This is a genomic window from Methylobacterium sp. 174MFSha1.1 (assembly GCF_900116815.1).
Taxonomy (GTDB): domain Bacteria; phylum Pseudomonadota; class Alphaproteobacteria; order Rhizobiales; family Beijerinckiaceae; genus Methylobacterium.
Genome location: NZ_FPCB01000009.1, coordinates 182,854 through 199,926, shown reverse-complemented (window position 1 = coordinate 199,926; position 17,073 = coordinate 182,854). Strand labels below are relative to the sequence as shown.

The following is a 17,073-nucleotide window of genomic DNA, read 5'->3' as shown; positions in this document are numbered from 1 at the left end:
TCGTGATGTCGGAGCCGATGCTTTCTTCCTCGAAGCATCACGGTCCCGCGATGGTCGATTTTCTGTACATGACGTGGCTCGGCAAGCCGATCTGGATGTGGCTGGGATTCCACGCCGTCATCTTCATCCTGCTCGCCCTCGATCTCGGCCTCCTGCACCGCGACAAGAGCCGCGAGATCGGCGTGAAGGAGAGCCTGCTCCTCACCGCCTTCTACCTCACCCTCGGCCTCCTCTTCGGCGGCTGGGTCTGGTGGTACATCGGCCCGCAGGCGGGCCAGGAATACCTCGCCGGCCTCGTGGTCGAGAAGTCGCTGTCGATGGACAACGTCTTCGTGATCGCGGTGATCTTCGGCTATCTCGGCATTCCCCGCAACGCCCAGCACCGGGTGCTGCTCTGGGGCATCCTGGCGGCCATCGTGCTGCGCGGCCTGATGATCGGGCTCGGCGCCGCCCTCGTCCACCAGGCCGAGTGGGTGCTGACCATCTTCGCCGCCTTCCTGATCTATGCCGGCATCAAGATGCTGGTCTCCGGCGACGAGGAGGAGGGCGAGAACAAGTCCGCCGACCGCTTCACCAGCTTCATGCGCAAGCACATGCGGGTGACGGACGAGCTCGACGGCCAGAACTTCACCACCCGCCGGCCCGATCCGAAGACCGGCAAGCCGGTGCTCTGGCTCACCCCGCTGGCGCTCGCGCTGGTGCTGGTGAACGGCGCCGACGTGATCTTCGCGGTCGACAGCGTGCCGGCGATCTTCGCCATCACCACCGACACCTACGTGGTCTACACCTCGAACATCTTCGCGATCCTCGGTCTCCGTGCGCTCTACTTCGCGCTGGCGGCGATGGTCGACCGCTTCGCCTACCTGAAGACGGCGCTCGCGGCGATCCTGATCTTCATCGGCCTGAAGATCGTGGTGGCGGACACGTTCGAGCTGGTCGAGATCCAGCCCTGGGTCGCCCTGGTGGTCACCGTGGTCCTGCTCGCTGGCGGCATCGTCTACAGCCTCTGGCGCACCCGCGGCGCGGCGGAGGCCCCCGCCGCCGTCCCGCCGGCGGCGGAGGTGCCGCGCGAGCGGTTGGGCAGCAGCCACGGGTGAGTGAGGGGAGGGGGCGCTTCGGGCGCCCTCTTTTTTGTTTCGGCGAGCCGCGGAGGGATCGTACGCCATCCCATCTCCGCTCCAAGACCCTAAGTTTGATCCCTCGATGAGTGGCCGACGGACCCTCGCGCGTCATCCCGGGGCCGCGCAGCGGAACCCGGGATGACGCGCGAGGGTTTTCACAATCGGTCAGAGGAACGACCGGGAACGCCCCTACAGCAGCGTCCCCTTCAGGATCACCAGCGCCACCGTGAAGTAGATCACCAGTCCCGACACGTCGACGAGCGTCGCGACGAACGGGGCCGAGGCGGTGGCGGGGTCGAAGCCGACGCGCTGGAGGAGGAAGGGCAGCATCGAGCCGGTGAGCGACCCGAACAGCACGATGCCGACCAGCGCCGTGCCGACGGTGGCGGCGACCAGGAACCAGTGCTCGCCGTAATCGTAGAAGCCGAGCTTCTGCCAGATCACGATCCGCACGACGCCGATCATGCCGAGGATCGCCCCCAGCGTCAGGCCGGCGGGGATCTCGCGGAGCGCCACCCGCCACCAGTCGCCGAGCCGGACCTGATGCAGGGCGAGCGCCCGGATCAGCAGCGAGGTCGCCTGCGAGCCCGAATTGCCGCCCGAACTCATGATCAGCGGGATGAACAGGGTCAGGACCAGCGCCTTCTCCAGCTCACCCTCGAATCCCTGCATCGCGCTGGCGGTGAGCATCTCGGACAGGAACAGCACGCAGAGCCAGCCGGCCCGCTTGCGGATCATGGTGAGGAAGTTGATCGACATGTAGGGCTCGTCGAGCGCCTCCATGCCGCCGAAGCGCTGCACGTCCTCGGTCTGCTTCTGGATCATCGCGTCGATCACGTCGTCGACGGTGACGATGCCGACGACGTGGTTGCTGGCATCGACCACCGGCACGGCGAGGAGGTCGTATTTCGAGATCAGGCGGGCCGCCTCGTCGCGGCTGGCATCGGCCGAGACCACCACCGGGCGGCGGTTCGGCGCCACCGACAGGATGTTGTCCTCCGGGTGGCCGGTGATCAGGCGGCGCAAAGGCACCGCCTTGGCCAGCGCCCCGGTGCGCGGATCGAGCACGAAGATGGAGTAGACGGTCTCGCGGGTGCGCTCGACCTTGCGGATGTAGTCGAGGGTGAGCCCGACGGTCCAGGTCGTCGGCACGGCGACGAACTCGGTCGTCATGATCGAGCCGACGCTCTCCTCCGGATAGGCGATCAGCTTGTCGACGGCACCGCGGGTCTCGGCATCGAGCCGGGCGCGCAAGTCCGAGCGACCCGGCTCCTCGACCTCCCGGATCACGTCGGTGACCCGGTCGGCCGACATGCCCGACAGGAACGAGGCGACGCGGTCGCGCGGCAGCATCTCGATGATGTCGGGGGCGCAGTCGAGCTCGGGCTGGTCCAGCACCTCGACGGCGCGCTCGTGCGGCAGGCTGAGCAGGATGGCGGCCGCCACCTCCGGCGCCTCCCGGTTCAGGGCCTCGACGATGTCGGGGGCGCTCTCCTCGGCGAGGCGCGCGGCGAGGGCGGCGGGCTCGACGGGGGCGTCGATCACGGTGTCGGTCATGGCTCACCTTCGGGGCGCTGGCGTCGGCCGGCCGTCCCCGGCCGGTCGCGGTGAGCCGCCTCGGAGGCTAAGCGCGCGGGACCTCAGGCCGGAGACGGCAAGGGCGGTCGACTGTGACTGTCGCTCGGCATGGGGTTGCGGTTGTCCGGGGATGCTGCCGCGCGAAGGCGCGCCGCGAGCGGCCCGTCACTGCGCCGCGCCGCACGTCGCGTCAAGAGGGGAACCGCGGGCGCCGGATCGGAATTCGTACCCGGGCACTCACCAGCCCGGAGCCTCCTGGAAATATTGGGAAATCTTCCAGGAGCCCGAGCCGCCACGGGGGGCACGATGGCCACGACGCACGTCCGCACCTTCTCGGATTTCGCCGCCGCGGTCGCCCGGGCGGCGGGCCGTCCGGGCACCTTCGCGGCCAGCCTGCTCCTGATCGTGGTCTGGGCGCTGACCGGCCCGCTGTTCCACTACTCGGATACCTGGCAGCTGATCATCAACACCGGCACGACGATCGTGACGTTCCTGATGGTCTTCCTGATCCAGAACACCCAGAACCGCGACGGGGCGGCGATCCAGGCCAAGCTGGACGAGCTGATCCGGGCGAGCGCGGCCCAGAACGCCTATATCGGCATCGAGCACCTGACCGAGGAGGAGCTCGATTCCCTGCGCGCCCGCTGCGAGGCGCGGGCGAAGGATTTTCGCCTCAGCGACGCGGCCGACGCCGCCGAGGAGACCGCCAACGCCAAGGCCGCGGCGGCGGCGCGGGCGGCGACGGGGGCGTGAGCGAAGTCACGAGGAGTCCCCTTGTCCCGCGACGGCACTTAAACTCTCCGTCGTCATTCCGGGCTCCGCTACGCGGCCCCGGAATGACGCGGTGAATGTCAATTTAGTCGAGAACGAACCCGCGTACGGATGCCGGGGCGTGCGTCACGCGCAGAGCTGGCGACCCGCCTCGGTCCGGGACGCCTCGATCTCGTTGGCCATCATCCTGGCAAGGTGCAGGATGTCGGCGATCACGAAGGGCTTGGTGACGAAGATGCTGCCGGGCACCGCCGGGTGACTCAGGTTGGCGGTGGTCGAGGAGTAGATCACCGGCCGGTGCGGCTGGATCTGCCGGTAGGCCTCGGCCACGCCCCAGCCGTCGACGAGGCCCGGCAGCCGGATGTCCGTGAGCAGCCAGTCGATCCGCGGGCCGTGCTGGCGCAGCAGGGTCAGTGCCGCCTCGCCGCTCGACGCGGTCAGCGTCGCGACGCCGTGCTGCTCGCAGAGCGTCACCAGCAGTTCGAGCAGCATGTAGCTGTCCTCGACGATCAGGACGCAGGGCTTCTGACCCGATTGGGCCGTCCGGGGCGGGGGCAGGGTCTCGAGCATCGGTTTTGAGAGAATCTCGATCGTCGATCCTGTGACGGTCGGCGGTCTTGGTTAACGAAGCGTCAACGATCTCGCTTCCTGGGGTGTTGCGTCGATGCAACGTGGGACGGATGCGTGCGGCGATCGCTTCTCGCGCCGCAGCGTAGCCGTATTTTTCCGGCGTCTGGGTCTCGCCCCGCACTCGTCGCCGGGGCTCGGCCTCAGGGCGGCGGAAGCCGCGCGGTCCTGCCGGAATCGGGGTTCCGTCAAGGTTGACGGAACCTTCGCTTAACCCGCCGGGACTATGGACGATCACGTGTCGTGAAGCGGCGTCGCCGGGCTCTTCGTACGGCTCGGGCCTCGCCGGGTGCGGTCTTTCCTCGAGACCGCCAGAGGAGTTTTACGTCGATGCCGCTGCCGCTCGCGCCCCTGCGCGCGCTCAAGATCACCGCCGCCCTCGGGCTCGCCCTGTCGATGGCGGCCTGCGCGAGCAACAACGATCTCGCCGATGCCTCGGCGGCCTATGGCGCCGGCGGCGCCGGGGGCATGGGCCGCGGCGGTCCCGCGACCCCGGGCAGCGCCCAGGACTTCGTGGTCAATATCGGCGACCGGGTCTTCTTCGATTCCGACTCGACCGATCTGAACCCGACCGCCACCGCCACCCTCGACAAGCAGGCGCAGTGGCTGTCGCGCTACCCGCGCTACACGTTCCTGATCGAGGGTCATGCCGACGAGCGCGGCACCCGCGAGTACAACTTCTCCCTCGGCGCCCGCCGCGCCCAGGCGGTGCGGGACTATCTCGCCTCGCGGGGCATCGGCTCGAACCGCATGCGCACCGTGTCCTACGGCAAGGAGCGCCCGGTGGCGGTCTGCAACGACATCTCGTGCTGGTCGCAGAACCGCCGCGCCGTGACGGTGCTGGACGGCGGCGCCGGCTCGTGAGGCCGGGGCGGCGCGAGCCGCCCTGTTCTCAGCAAAGAAGGACGCGGCGCGAACCGCCCTGGTTCCAAGCGGGGAGGGGCCCCGGCCCCCGATCCCGCTCGGACGGCGCGGGCCGCGCCGTTCCTTTTGCCCGGAGCCGCGGCATCTGCTAACCCGCGCTCCCGAGTGCGGACCCACCGCCTGACCCGAGCCGTGATGCGACCCGCCATGCTTCGCCGCCTGCTCCTCGCCCCCCTCGCCGTCTCAGGGCTGGCCCTCGCCGCCGCGTGTCCGGCCGCGGCCCAGGACGCCGCCGAGTTCGTGGTGCGCCTCAACCGGCTGGAGAACCAGTCGCGCCAGATGGCGGGCCAGATCGAATCGCTCCAGTACGAGAACCGCCAGCTCAAGGAGCAGCTGCGCAAGTTCCAGGAGGATGTCGAGTTCCGCTTCCAGGAGCAGAAGGGTGGGCAGAAGCCGGCGGCCGCGACGCCGCAGGGCAAGCCCCAGAAGCGCAGCGACGCCTTCGACCCGTCCCAGAATCCCGGTGCTCCGGGCGCGCCGCAGGCGCTCGGAGGGGGGCCGCAGGCGCTTGGAGGGGGATCGCAGGCGCTCGGCAATACGCCGGGTTCGGGCGCCGCCACGCCGGCGCCGCGCGCCGCGGCCGCCGCCCCCGCGACCCCGAACACCACCGCCGCCCTCGCCGCACCCCGCGCGGCGATCGAGGACGAGACGCCCGATTACGGCGAGCCGGTCGACCTGCGCCCGCCGTCCCGCCCGGCCGCCACCGCGCCGGCGGCGCCGCCGCGGCCCTCGGCCAGCGTCGCCGCCACGGGCTCAGGCGACGCGAAGGCCGATTACGAGTCGGCTTACGCCTACGTGCTGCAGCGCCAGTACGAGCAGGCCGAGATGAGCCTGCGCCAGTTCATCCAGTCGCATCCCCGCGACGCCCTGGTGCCGGACGCGACCTACTGGCTCGGCGAGAGCTACCTGCAGCGCAACCGCACCCGCGAGGCGGCCGAGCAGTTCCTGAAGGTTTCGACCGACTACGCCCGCTCGCGCAAGGCGCCGGACGCGATGCTGAAGCTCGGCGCCTCGCTCAACGCGCTCGGTGCCCGCGAGCAGGCCTGCGCGACCCTGGCCGAGCTGGAGCGCAAGTTCCCGCAGGCCTCCTCGACGGTGAAGCAGGGTGTCGACAGGGAGCAGCGGCGCGCGCGCTGCGCGGCGTGAGCCGGAATTTGTGAGCCGCCCGGACGGATCATCACCTGACACCTCGCTCGGCCAGGCCGAGGGCGCCGCTCTCCTGACGCCCTGGATCGGCCCCGGCACGGCCTGCCGCGGCGTCGTGCTGGCGGTGTCCGGCGGGCCCGATTCGACGGCGCTGATGGGCTGCGCCGCTTCGATCGAGCCCGGCATCCCCCTCGTCGTCGCCACCGTCGATCACGGCCTGCGCCCCGGCTCGGCCGCCGAAGCCGACGGGGTCGCGGGCCTCGCCGCCCGGCTCGGCCTGGCGCACCGGATCCTCGCCTGGGCCGGTCCGAAGCCGGCGGCGCGCCTCCAGGAGGCGGCGCGGGCAGCCCGCTACCGTCTGCTCGCCGACCTCGCCCGCGCGACGGGCGCCGACCTCGTCCTCACCGCCCATACCCTCGACGACCAGGCCGAGACCGTGCTGATGCGCCTCTGCGCCGGATCCGGCCCGGCCGGCCTCGCCGGGATGGCGCCGGCCCGCGCCCTCGGCGGGCTGACCCTCGGGCGGCCGTTCCTGAGCATCCCGAAGGCCCGCCTCGTCGCCACCTGCGAGGAGAGGGGCTGGCCCTTCGTGCGCGACCCCTCCAACGCCGATCTGCGCTTCGGCCGCGCCCGCCTGCGGCGCCTGCTGCCGCTGCTGGCCGAGGAGGGCCTGACCGCGGAGCGCCTCGCCCGCCTCGCCGGGCGCCTGCGCCGCGACGAGGCGGCGCTGGGCGACGCCGCCGCGGCGGCTCTGCACGATCTCCGCCGGCCCGTTCCGGGCGGGGAGGGGCGCCTCATCCTCGACGGCGCCGGCCTCGCGGCCCTGCCGGAGGCGGTGGCGCTGCGGGTCGTCGGCCTCGCCGTCGCGGCCGTGCAGATCGCCGCCCAGCAAGCGGAGGCCTCGCCCTACCCGCCGCGGCTGGAGCGGCTGGAGCGGATCGTCCTGGGCGAGATCCTGCCGGCCCTGCGGGCGGGTGCGGCCTGCCGGCGCACGCTCGCGGGCCTCCTCCTGGCGGCGGGTCGCGGCAAGCTGACCTTGAGCCCGGCGCCTCCGCGCCGACCACCCCCGTCATGACGTTCGGGTGAGCCGGGACGCGCGCGGCGCCGCAGGCGCGGGCGATTACTTGGCAAGCACCGGGCGGGTGCCTACATTGCGATCCGAGTGCCGGTGCCCACCCAGCACGCCCGCCCGGTACCGCGCTCCTCAGGGATTGACTCTTCGATGAACCCCAATTTCCGCAATTTCGCCCTGTGGGTCGTCATCTTCCTGCTGGTGCTGGCCCTCGTGACCCTGTTCCAGAACCCGGGTCACCGCTCGGGCGGCGGGGAGATCGCCTACAGCCAGCTCCTGAACGACGCCGAGGCGGGCCGCATCCAGAACGTGGTCATCTCCGGCCAGGAGGTGAGCGGCACCTACACGAGCGGCGGCACCTTCACGACCTACGCGCCGAACGATCCCTCGCTGGTGTCGAAGCTCCAGGGCAAGGGCGTGACCATCACCGCCCGTCCGCCCTCCGACAACACGCCGTGGTTCATCGCGCTCTTGGTCAACTGGCTGCCGATCCTGGTGTTCATCGGGGCCTGGATCTTCCTGTCGCGCCAGATGCAGTCCGGCGCCGGCCGGGCCATGGGCTTCGGCAAGTCCAAGGCGAAGCTCCTGACCGAGGCCCATGGCCGCGTGACCTTCGAGGACGTGGCGGGCGTCGACGAGGCCAAGGAGGACCTGCAGGAGATCGTCGAGTTCCTGCGCGACCCGCAGAAGTTCCAGCGCCTCGGCGGGCGCATCCCGCGCGGCGTGCTGCTGGTCGGCCCCCCCGGCACCGGCAAGACCCTGATCGCCCGGGCGGTCGCGGGCGAGGCCAACGTGCCGTTCTTCACCATCTCGGGCTCGGACTTCGTCGAGATGTTCGTCGGCGTCGGCGCCAGCCGCGTCCGCGACATGTTCGACCAGGCGAAGAAGAACGCCCCCTGCATCATCTTCATCGACGAGATCGACGCCGTCGGCCGCCACCGCGGCGCGGGCCTCGGCGGCGGCAACGACGAGCGCGAGCAGACCCTCAACCAGCTCCTCGTCGAGATGGACGGCTTCGAGGCCAACGAGGGCATCATCATCATCGCGGCGACCAACCGCCCCGACGTGCTCGACCCCGCCCTGCTGCGTCCCGGCCGCTTCGATCGTCAGATCATCGTGCCGAACCCGGACGTGATCGGCCGCGAGCGCATCCTGCGCGTGCACGTCCGGAAGGTGCCGCTGTCGCCCGACGTCGACCTGAAGGTGATCGCCCGCGGCACCCCCGGCTTCTCGGGCGCCGACCTGATGAACCTCGTCAACGAGGCGGCCCTGCTGGCGGCCCGTCGCGGCAAGCGCATCGTCACGATGCACGAGTTCGAGGACGCCAAGGACAAGGTGATGATGGGCGCCGAGCGGCGCACCCTCGTCATGACCGAGGACGAGAAGCGGCTTACCGCCTATCACGAGGGCGGCCACGCCATCGTCGCCTTCAACGTCCCGGCGACCGACCCCGTCCACAAGGCGACGATCATTCCCCGCGGCCGGGCGCTCGGCATGGTCATGCAGCTGCCGGAGCGCGACAAGCTGTCGATGTCCTTCGAGCAGATGACCTCGCGCCTCGCCATCATGATGGGCGGCCGCGTCGCCGAGGAGATGATCTTCGGCCACGACAAGGTCACCTCCGGCGCCCAGTCGGACATCGAGCAGGCGACCCGCCTCGCCCGCATGATGGTGACCCGCTGGGGCTTCAGCCCTGAGCTCGGCACCGTCGCCTACGGCGAGAACAACGACGAGGTCTTCCTCGGCATGCAGGTCAACCGGCAGCAGAACGTGTCGGAGGCCACCGCCCAGAAGATCGACGCCGAGGTCCGCCGCCTGGTCGAGGCCGGCCTGCAGGATGCCCGCCGTATCCTCGACGAGCGCAAGGCGGATCTCGAGGCACTCGCCCGCGGCCTGCTCGAGTACGAGACCCTGTCCGGCGACGAGATCCGCGATCTCCTCGACGGCAAGCCCCCGGTGCGCGACGCCGGCGACTATCCGACCAACCCGAGCCGCGGCTCGCCGGTCCCCTCCGCCGGCCGCGGCCGGCCGCGGGAGAACGACGGCGGCTACGAGCCGCAGCCGCAGGCCTGAGCGGCACGGAAACCACATCGCCCGACGATTCGGGCGAGGGGCGGCGGGAGCGATCCCGCCGCCCCTTGTCGTTGCAGAGCAGCCTCAAAATAACCCAGACACCATGTGACGGCCGTTTCGAGTGGCGGCACCGGCCTTGCGCGGCGCCGCCCGCCGGCGGCCGGAATGGCCCGGAACGGGACAGGGAGAACGAGAGCCGTGCGCAAGTATTTCGGGACCGACGGCATCCGGGGCCGGGCCAACGGCGTCATCACGCCGGAACTCGCGCTCAAGGTGGGACAGGCCGCCGGCCTCGTGTTCCAGCGCGGGGACCATCGTCACCGCGTCGTGATCGGCAAGGACACCCGCCTGTCGGGCTACATGATCGAGACCGCGCTCGTCGCCGGGTTCACCTCGGTCGGCATGGACGTGATGCTGCTCGGTCCGATGCCGACCCCGGCCGTGGCGATGCTGACCCGCTCGATGCGGGCCGATATCGGGGTGATGATCTCCGCCTCGCACAACCCGTTCGAGGATAACGGCATCAAGATCTTCGGCCCCGACGGGTTCAAGCTCTCCGACGAGGTCGAGCGCGAGATCGAGCGGCTGATCGATTCGAGCCTGCACACGAGGCTCGCCGGTTCGAACGATCTCGGCCGGGCCAAGCGCATCGAGAGCGTGCATGCCCGCTACATCGAGTTCGCCAAGCGCACCCTGCCGCGCGCCCTGACGCTCGACGGCCTGCGGGTGGTGGTGGATTGCGCCAACGGCGCCGCCTACCGGGTCGCGCCCGAGACCCTATGGGAGCTCGGCGCCGAGGTGATCGCCATCGGCACCGAGCCGGACGGCTTCAACATCAACCGCGACGTCGGCTCGACGGCGCCGGAGGCCCTCGTCGCCAAGGTGCGCGAGTTGCGCGCCGATATCGGCATCGCGCTGGACGGCGACGCCGACCGGGTGCTGGTGGTCGACGAGAAGGGCCAGCGGGTCGACGGCGACCAGCTGATGGCGGTGGTCGCCCGCTCCTGGCAGGAGGACGACCGCCTGTCGAAGAACGGCATCGTCGCCACCATCATGTCGAATCTCGGCCTCGAACGCTATCTCGGGGGCCTCGGCCTCGGCATGGTGCGCACCGCCGTCGGCGACCGCTACGTGCTGGAGCACATGCGCGAGCACGGCTACAATCTCGGCGGCGAGCAATCCGGCCACATCATCATGTCGGATTACGCCACCACCGGCGACGGGCTGGTGGCGGCGCTCCAGCTGCTCTCGGTGGTCCAGCGCCAGCAGCGCCCGGTGAGCGAGGTCTGCCACTGCTTCGACCCGCTGCCGCAGGTGCTCAAGAACGTGCGGTACGGCACCGGCGGCGAGCCCCTGCGCCAGGATTCCGTCGTCACGGCCATCGAGGGCGCGCGGCAGCGCCTCGGGGAGGGCGGTCGCCTCGTCATCCGGCCCTCCGGCACCGAGCCGGTGATCCGGGTGATGGCCGAGGGCGACGACCGCGACCTCGTGGTGCGTGTCGTCGACGATGTCGTCGAGGCCCTGCGCAAGGTCGCGGCCTGATCGCGACCGGACCGGGACGGAGGCGACGTCCTCCGTTCCCCGTATTGCACGCTCAGCGCGAGCGAGCGACGAGGCCGCTTGCATGACTTGCGCATCCCGCGACCGCGTCTTCGGGCACGGTCTGACGGTGCAGCCCAATCAATCAAATGCAACACTTTCTCAGCCCTAAGGCTTAACGTTAAGCGCGGGTTTACCGAACCCGGCGACAGTCGTGACGTCTTCCAGAACGGCCGCCCGACCCGCTCGCGGCCCTTCACACAAGGAACCGTCATGGGCCGCAGCAAGCCACTCGCGCTGGCGCGCATCATCACGCTCGCTGCGAGCGTGGCCGCGCCGGGGCTCGTTCACGCCGCCGACCTCCTGCCGCCTCCGCCCCCGCCGCTGCCGCCCCCGCCGGTCGAGTTCGGCGGCGGCTGGTACCTGCGCGGCGATGTCGGCGCCAGCATCTACACCCGGCCGAAGCTCTCGACCGTGCCGAGCCCGGACGTCGTCAACTACTACAACAGCGATCTCGGCGGCGGCGGTTTCGCCGGCGTCGGCGTGGGCTACCAGTTCAATTCCTGGCTGCGCGGCGACGTGACCGGCGAGTACCGCTTCTCCAGCGGCTTCCGCACCAACGACCGCATCAAGTCGTCCTACTCGACCTACGACGAGGCCGGCCTGCGCCGCGACCACGACGACACCACCTACGAGACCACCAACGGCAACTACTCGGCCGCGGTCGTCCTGGTGAACGGCTACGCCGATCTCGGCACCTATTACGGCGTCACGCCATTCATCGGTGCCGGCGTCGGCGCGGCGTTCCACCGCTTCTCTGGCCTGTCGGAGACGAGCCAGATCACCGGCAGCTACACCTACCCGGACAATCCCGACTGGGGCAAGTACGGCTACCAGAGCATCAGCGGCGGCACCTACAAGACCCAGATGAAGACGAGTCTGGCCTGGGCTCTGCATGCCGGCCTGTCCTACGCCGTCACGCCGAACCTGAAGCTCGAACTGGCCTACCGCTACCTCAACCTCGGCGAGGGCAGCACCGGCGTGCTGAACTGCTTCTGCGGCAGCACCCTGACCCCGATCAAGGTCAAGGACATCGAGTCCCACGACATCAAGCTCGGCATGCGCTGGATGTTCGGCGCGCCGATCCTGGCTGCCGCCTACGAGCCGCCGCCGCCCCCGATGATGCCGCTGGTTCGCAAGTACTGATACTATTTCCGGAAGATTACTTCCGGAAATAGTATCACCAGCCCGCGCGGCACCTGAGCGAAGTCGATTTCCGCATCGCGAAGCGATCAATCGGAAATCGTATGAGATCCTCGATCCGTCTCCGGCGCGCCCGCGCCGGAGATGTCGGCGGCCGATCGTTAGGGTTAAGTCTCCGCTCATCTTCTTACGTTACGTCAATGATCGGGCACACGGTCCCACTCCCAGTTTCGCGTAATTCGCCCCGGCCGAGACGCCGATGGGGCAGGAAAGGGCGCCCCATGGCACGGTTCGGTCTCTCTCTCCCGGTCGCGGCCCTCGGGCTCGGCCTTATCGGCGCGCCCGCGCTCGCCGCAGATCTGCTGCCGCCACCTCCGCCTCCCCCGCCGCCGCCCGCGGCCCCGGTGGAGATCGGCTCCGGCTGGTACCTGCGCGGCGACTACACGATGAGCGACTTCCGCCATCCGAAGGACGACACCCTGCCGGGCACCGACGGCGCCAAGCTCGTCGGCTTCCGCCTCGGCAACACCGACGGCTACGGCGGCGGCATCGGCTACCGCTTCAACAGCTTCCTGCGCGCCGACGTCACCATCGACGGGCGCACCCGCAGCCGCTTCCGCGACTATTCCTCGCGCACCAACTTCGTCGAGGGCTTCAACACCGAAGCCGGCAAGCTCGACGTGCTGACCGGCCTGTTCAACGTCTACGTCGATCTCGGCACCTGGTGGGGCTTCACCCCCTATATCGGCGCCGGCGTCGGCATGGCGAGCAACCGCTTCCACGATGCCTGGACCGGCACCACCTGCTTCACCACCGCCTGCGGCAGCGGCGTCGACGGCAGCTACAAGATCGGGGCGCAAGGCTACGACCCCCGCGCCAACCACACGGCGATCGGTCTCGCCTGGGCGGCGATGGCCGGCATCTCCTACGAGATCGGCGCCGGCGTGAGCGTCGATGCGAGCTACCGCTACCTCGAGGTCGGCAAGGCCCGCACCGGCTTCGACGCCTACAACCAGAACACCCGCATCAAGGACATCGCCGCCAACGAGTTCCGGGTCGGCCTGCGCTGGGCCTTCGGCAACGGCCTCGCCCTGCCGGGCCTCGGCGGACTGACGTACTGAGGTCGATCGCCGGACGACCGTCGCCCGGTGATCGTCTCACGGGCCCTTCGGATCCGCCCGACAGCCTTCACACCCTCCGCGTCATTTCGGGGCCGCGCAGCGGAGCCCGGAATGACATGGAGGGTGTGCATTCAGTCACGGCCGAGCCGGCAGGTTCTTGGAAGCCCGTCCACCGCTTTGCGCCCGCCATGCGCCCGCGGCGGCCCGCTGTCCGTGCCCGACGGCTTCTGGCCGCCGGTCCGCTGCGCTAGTGATGGCGCGGTGAGCGCCGGGCCAGGGGGCCCGGCCAGACCGGAGACACCGCATGGCCGCGCTTGACCGGATCCTCGACGACATCGACCGCGACCTCGACAATTCCCTGGAGCGGCTGTTCGCCTTCCTGCGCATCCAGTCGATCTCGACCGATCCGGCCTACGCGGCGGAGTGCCGGAAGGCGGCGGAGTGGCTCAAGGGCGACCTGGCCGCCATGGGCTTCGAGGCCTCCCTGCGCGAGACCGGCGGCCACCCGGTGGTGCTCGGCCACTACCCCAAGCCCGGCGCGCCGCACGTGCTGTTCTACGGCCACTACGACGTACAGCCGGTCGATCCCCTGGACGAGTGGGAGACGCCGCCCTTCGAGCCGCGCATGGCGGTGCTGGCCGACGGCCGCAAGGTCATCAGTGCCCGCGGCGCCTGCGACGACAAGGGCCAGGTGATGACCTTCGTCGAGGCCTGCCGCGCCTTCAAGGCGATCGACGGCGAGTTGCCGGTCGGCGTCACGATCCTGATCGAGGGGGCGGAAGAGGACGGCTCGAAGTTCCTGCCCGAATGGGTCGCGGCGAACCGCGAGGCGCTGAAGGCCGACGTCGCGCTGGTCTGCGACACCGGGATGTGGGACCGCGACACCCCGGCCATCACCTCGTCCCTGCGGGGCCTCGCCTATTTCGAGGTCACGGTCGCCTGCGCCGACCGCGACCTGCATTCGGGCCTGTTCGGGGGCGCCGCCGCCAACCCGATCCGGGTGCTCTCGCGCATCATCGCCGACCTGCACGACGACCAGGGCCGGGTGACCGTGCCGGGCTTCTACGACGGCGTGCACGAGACGCCGCCGGAGGTACTGGAGCAGTGGCGCGGCCTCGACCTGACGCCGGAGAGCTTCCTCGGCACCGTCGGCCTGAACAAGCCCGCCGGCGAGCGCGACCGGATGCTGATCGAGCAGATCCAGTCCCGCCCGACCTGCGACGCCAACGGCATCATCGGCGGCTATACCGGCGAGGGCACCAAGACGGTGATCGCCGCGAAGGCGAGCGCCAAGATCTCGTTCCGCCTCGTCGGCGACCAGGACCCGGAGGCGCTCGACCGCAACTTCCGCGCCTTCGTCCAGGAGCGCATCCCGGCCGATTGTTCGGTCGAGGTCGTCACGCACAAGGGCTCGCGGGCGCTCGCCCTGCCTCACGGCATGCCGGCGCTGGAAGCCGCCAAGGGCGCGCTCGCCGAGGAATGGGGGAGGGCGCCGGTCACGATCGGCTCGGGCGGCTCGATCCCGATCGTCGGCGACTTCAAGCGCACGCTCGGCCTCGACACCCTGCTGGTCGGCTTCGGCCTCGACGACGACCGGGTGCACTCGCCGAACGAGAAGTACGACCTGCAGAGCTTCCACAAGGGCACCCGCTCCTGGGCGCGGATCCTGGCGGCGCTGGCGAAGTAGGGTTGAAGCAACTGCCGCCGGGCGACCGGCGGCAGGTCTCTCCGGGATGGGTCGTCGATCGGGAGAGGACCGGACATGCAGCAGAAGGTCATCGGCCTGATCGGCGGGATGAGCTGGGAGAGCTCGGCCGAGTATTACCGCATCATCAACGAGACGGTCCGCGCCCGCCTCGGGGGTCTGCGTTCGGCGCGCTGCCTGATGTGGTCGTTCGACTTCGGCGAGATCGAGGCCCTGCAGCATGCCGGGCGCTGGGACGAGGCGGCGGACGAGCTGATCGCGGCCGCCCGGCGGCTGGAGCGGGGCGGGGCGGACTTCGTGGTGATCTGCACCAACACCATGCACCGCATGGCCGATCAGGTGCAGGCGGCGATCGGCCTGCCGCTCTTGCACATCGCCGACCCGACCGCCGAGCGGATCCGCGCCGCGGGCCTCTCCCGGGTCGGCCTCCTCGGCACCGCCTTCACCATGGAGCAGGATTTCTACAAGGGCCGCCTCGCGGCGCGCCACGGCCTCGACGTCCTGGTCCCCGAGGCCGGCGACCGGGCGGAGGTGCACCGGGTGATCTACGAGGAACTGGTCCAGGGACGTGCGCTGCCGGCCTCGCGCGAGGCCTACCGGGCGGTCATCGCCCGGATGGTCGCGAACGGCGCCGAGGCGATCATCCTCGGCTGCACCGAGATCATGCTGCTGGTGCGCCCGGAGGACAGCCCGGTGCCGCTGTTCGACACCACGGCGCTGCACGCCGAGGCGGCGGTGGACCGGGCGCTGGGGGACCCCTGATCCCCGCTACGCCCCGTCGACGAGGCGCCGGCTCAGCGCATTGTGCCGCTCGGCCAGTCGGCTCGTGTCCAGCGTCAGCAGGTGCCCGTCCCGCACCACGATCCGCCCGTTGATGACGCTCAGGCCCACGCCCGGCGGCGCGCAGAACACCAGCGCGGCGACCGGATCGTGCAAGGCGCCGGCGACGCCAAGCCCCCGCATGTCGAAGGCGACGCAATCGGCCGCCATGCCGGGCTTGAGCGCCCCGATGTCGTCGCGCCCGAGCACCCTTGCGCCGCCGAGCGTCGCGATCTCCAGGGCCTCGCGCGCCGTCATCGCCGCGGGGCCGTGACCGACGCGGGCGAGCAGCATCGCCTGGCGCGCCTCGCCGAGCAGGTGGCCGGCATCGTTCGAGGCCGAGCCGTCGACGCCGAGGCCGACGGCCACGCCCTCGCAGCGCATCCGCGGCACCGGGGCGATGCCGGAGGCGAGCCGCATGTTCGAGCACGGGCAATGCGCGACCCCGGTGCCGGTGCGGGCGAAGAGTCGGATCCCGTCCTCGTCGAGCTTGACGCAGTGGGCGTGCCAGACGTCCGGCCCGACCCAGCCGAGATCGGCGGCATACTCGGCCGGCGTCTTCCCGAACCGCTCGCGACTGTAGGCGACGTCGTCCTGGTTCTCGGCGAGATGGGTGTGGAGCGAGACGCCGTAGGATCGCGCCAGGGCAGCCGCGTCGCGCATCAGGCCTTCGCTGACCGAGAAGGGCGAGCACGGCGCCACCACGATCCGGCGCATCGCGTAAGGGGCCGGGTCGTGCCAGGTCTCTATCAGGCGGCGCGTGTCGGCGAGGATCGCCGCCTCGTCCTCGACCAGGGCGTCGGGCGGCAGGCCGCCGGCGCTCTCGCCGAGGCTCATCGCCCCGCGGGCGGCGTGGAAGCGCAGGCCGATCGCGTCCGCCGCCTCGATGCTGTCGTCGAGGCGGCAGCCGTTCGGATAGAGGTAGAGGTGGTCGCTCGAGGTCGTGCAGCCCGACAGCATCAGTTCGGCCATCGCGGTCTGCGTCGAGATCCGCACCATCTCCGGCGTGAGCCGGGCCCAGATCGGGTAGAGCGTCTTCAGCCAGCCGAACAGGTCCGCATCCTGCGCCGCCGGGACGGCGCGGGTGAGCGACTGGTACATGTGGTGGTGGGTGTTCACGAGGCCGGGCAGCAGCACGTGGCCGGCGAGGTCGATCACCGTGTCGGCGGTCTCCGGCGCCGCCTCGGGCCCGCCGACCGCGGCGATCCGGTTCTCCTCGATCAGCACGAAGCCGCGGTCGATCTCGCGCCGGTCGTCGTCCATGGTGACGAGGCGGTCGGCGTTGCGCAGGAGAAGCGTGGCCATGCGGGGCTCCGGCAGGATCGGGCCGCATGCTGGGCGCGCCGGCCGGCACGGGTCAAGCCGTGCTTGACC

14 protein-coding genes are annotated in these 17,073 nt (G+C 70.5%); 11 read left to right on the top strand and 3 right to left on the bottom strand.

The features are described from left to right. Nucleotides 1–50: 50 nt before the first annotated feature. Nucleotides 51–1,097, top strand: a complete 1,047-nt coding sequence (locus BM430_RS08620) for a TerC family protein (protein WP_093566830.1) — start codon at nucleotides 51–53, stop codon at nucleotides 1,095–1,097. Nucleotides 1,098–1,310: 213 nt separating this feature from the next. Here BM430_RS08620 and mgtE read toward each other — a convergent pair whose 3' ends face one another. Continuing rightward, the gene (gene mgtE / locus BM430_RS08615) at nucleotides 1,311–2,678 is read right to left on the bottom strand and encodes a magnesium transporter (protein ID WP_093566829.1); all 1,368 of its coding nucleotides are present in this window, start codon (nucleotides 2,676–2,678) and stop codon (nucleotides 1,311–1,313) included. Between the two features lie 327 nt (nucleotides 2,679–3,005). Here mgtE and BM430_RS08610 point away from each other — a divergent pair, with 327 nt between their 5' ends. Continuing rightward, nucleotides 3,006–3,452 carry a low affinity iron permease family protein gene (locus tag BM430_RS08610; RefSeq protein ID WP_093566828.1) on the top strand — a complete coding sequence of 149 codons (447 nt, stop codon included), beginning with the start codon at nucleotides 3,006–3,008 and terminating at the stop codon, nucleotides 3,450–3,452. 144 nt (nucleotides 3,453–3,596) lie between these two features. Here BM430_RS08610 and BM430_RS08605 read toward each other — a convergent pair whose 3' ends face one another. Then, complete coding sequence (locus tag BM430_RS08605; protein WP_093566827.1) at nucleotides 3,597–4,040, bottom strand: response regulator; 444 nt, start codon at nucleotides 4,038–4,040, stop codon at nucleotides 3,597–3,599. 387 nt (nucleotides 4,041–4,427) lie between these two features. On the opposite strand from BM430_RS08605, the gene pal reads away from it, so the two are divergent. The 9 genes from pal (at nucleotide 4,428) to BM430_RS08560 (ending at nucleotide 15,642) form a co-directional block, all read left to right on the top strand. Then, nucleotides 4,428–4,961 carry a peptidoglycan-associated lipoprotein Pal gene (pal, locus tag BM430_RS08600; RefSeq protein WP_093566826.1) on the top strand — a complete coding sequence of 178 codons (534 nt, stop codon included), beginning with the start codon at nucleotides 4,428–4,430 and terminating at the stop codon, nucleotides 4,959–4,961. A 207-nt stretch (nucleotides 4,962–5,168) separates the two neighbouring features. Then, nucleotides 5,169–6,167, top strand: coding sequence for a tol-pal system protein YbgF (ybgF, locus tag BM430_RS08595; RefSeq protein WP_093566825.1), 999 nt, complete (start codon nucleotides 5,169–5,171; stop codon nucleotides 6,165–6,167). Nucleotides 6,168–6,240: 73 nt separating this feature from the next. After that, on the top strand, nucleotides 6,241–7,242 hold the full coding sequence (gene tilS, locus BM430_RS08590; protein ID WP_280142268.1) for a tRNA lysidine(34) synthetase TilS: 1,002 nt from the start codon (nucleotides 6,241–6,243) through the stop codon (nucleotides 7,240–7,242). Between the two features lie 147 nt (nucleotides 7,243–7,389). Next, complete coding sequence (gene ftsH / locus BM430_RS08585) at nucleotides 7,390–9,312, top strand: ATP-dependent zinc metalloprotease FtsH (protein ID WP_093566823.1); 1,923 nt, start codon at nucleotides 7,390–7,392, stop codon at nucleotides 9,310–9,312. A gap of 198 nt (nucleotides 9,313–9,510) precedes the next feature. Further along, on the top strand, nucleotides 9,511–10,854 hold the full coding sequence (glmM, locus tag BM430_RS08580; RefSeq protein ID WP_093566822.1) for a phosphoglucosamine mutase: 1,344 nt from the start codon (nucleotides 9,511–9,513) through the stop codon (nucleotides 10,852–10,854). A 270-nt stretch (nucleotides 10,855–11,124) separates the two neighbouring features. After that, complete coding sequence (locus BM430_RS08575; RefSeq protein WP_093566821.1) at nucleotides 11,125–12,057, top strand: outer membrane protein; 933 nt, start codon at nucleotides 11,125–11,127, stop codon at nucleotides 12,055–12,057. A 278-nt stretch (nucleotides 12,058–12,335) separates the two neighbouring features. After that, entirely contained in the window at nucleotides 12,336–13,175 is an 840-nt protein-coding gene (locus BM430_RS08570; RefSeq protein ID WP_093566820.1) for an outer membrane protein, read from the top strand. A 304-nt stretch (nucleotides 13,176–13,479) separates the two neighbouring features. Continuing rightward, a complete protein-coding gene (locus BM430_RS08565) occupies nucleotides 13,480–14,862 on the top strand; it encodes a M20/M25/M40 family metallo-hydrolase (protein ID WP_093566819.1) in 1,383 nt (460 codons plus the stop codon). A gap of 75 nt (nucleotides 14,863–14,937) precedes the next feature. Continuing rightward, complete coding sequence (locus tag BM430_RS08560) at nucleotides 14,938–15,642, top strand: aspartate/glutamate racemase family protein (RefSeq protein WP_093566818.1); 705 nt, start codon at nucleotides 14,938–14,940, stop codon at nucleotides 15,640–15,642. 6 nt (nucleotides 15,643–15,648) lie between these two features. On the opposite strand, the gene BM430_RS08555 is transcribed toward BM430_RS08560, so the two are convergent. Continuing rightward, nucleotides 15,649–17,004: an 8-oxoguanine deaminase gene (locus BM430_RS08555; protein ID WP_093566817.1), complete on the bottom strand. Its 1,356-nt coding sequence runs from the start codon at nucleotides 17,002–17,004 to the stop codon at nucleotides 15,649–15,651. Between the last annotated feature and the right edge of the window lie 69 nt (nucleotides 17,005–17,073).

Bases quoted from the DNA above. Each gene is read 5' to 3' on its own strand.
- BM430_RS08610 (WP_093566828.1), top strand. From the start codon at position 3,006: ATGGCCACGACGCACGTCCGCACCTTCTCGGATTTCGCCGCCGCGGTC.
- ftsH (WP_093566823.1), top strand. From the start codon at position 7,390: ATGAACCCCAATTTCCGCAATTTCGCCCTGTGGGTCGTCATCTTCCTG.
- BM430_RS08560 (WP_093566818.1), top strand. From the start codon at position 14,938: ATGCAGCAGAAGGTCATCGGCCTGATCGGCGGGATGAGCTGGGAGAGC.
- BM430_RS08565 (WP_093566819.1), top strand. From the start codon at position 13,480: ATGGCCGCGCTTGACCGGATCCTCGACGACATCGACCGCGACCTCGAC.
- pal (WP_093566826.1), top strand. From the start codon at position 4,428: ATGCCGCTGCCGCTCGCGCCCCTGCGCGCGCTCAAGATCACCGCCGCC.
- BM430_RS08555 (WP_093566817.1), bottom strand. From the start codon at position 17,004: ATGGCCACGCTTCTCCTGCGCAACGCCGACCGCCTCGTCACCATGGAC.
- mgtE (WP_093566829.1), bottom strand. From the start codon at position 2,678: ATGACCGACACCGTGATCGACGCCCCCGTCGAGCCCGCCGCCCTCGCC.
- BM430_RS08575 (WP_093566821.1), top strand. From the start codon at position 11,125: ATGGGCCGCAGCAAGCCACTCGCGCTGGCGCGCATCATCACGCTCGCT.
- BM430_RS08570 (WP_093566820.1), top strand. From the start codon at position 12,336: ATGGCACGGTTCGGTCTCTCTCTCCCGGTCGCGGCCCTCGGGCTCGGC.
- ybgF (WP_093566825.1), top strand. From the start codon at position 5,169: ATGCTTCGCCGCCTGCTCCTCGCCCCCCTCGCCGTCTCAGGGCTGGCC.
- BM430_RS08620 (WP_093566830.1), top strand. From the start codon at position 51: ATGGTCGATTTTCTGTACATGACGTGGCTCGGCAAGCCGATCTGGATG.
- BM430_RS08605 (WP_093566827.1), bottom strand. From the start codon at position 4,040: ATGCTCGAGACCCTGCCCCCGCCCCGGACGGCCCAATCGGGTCAGAAG.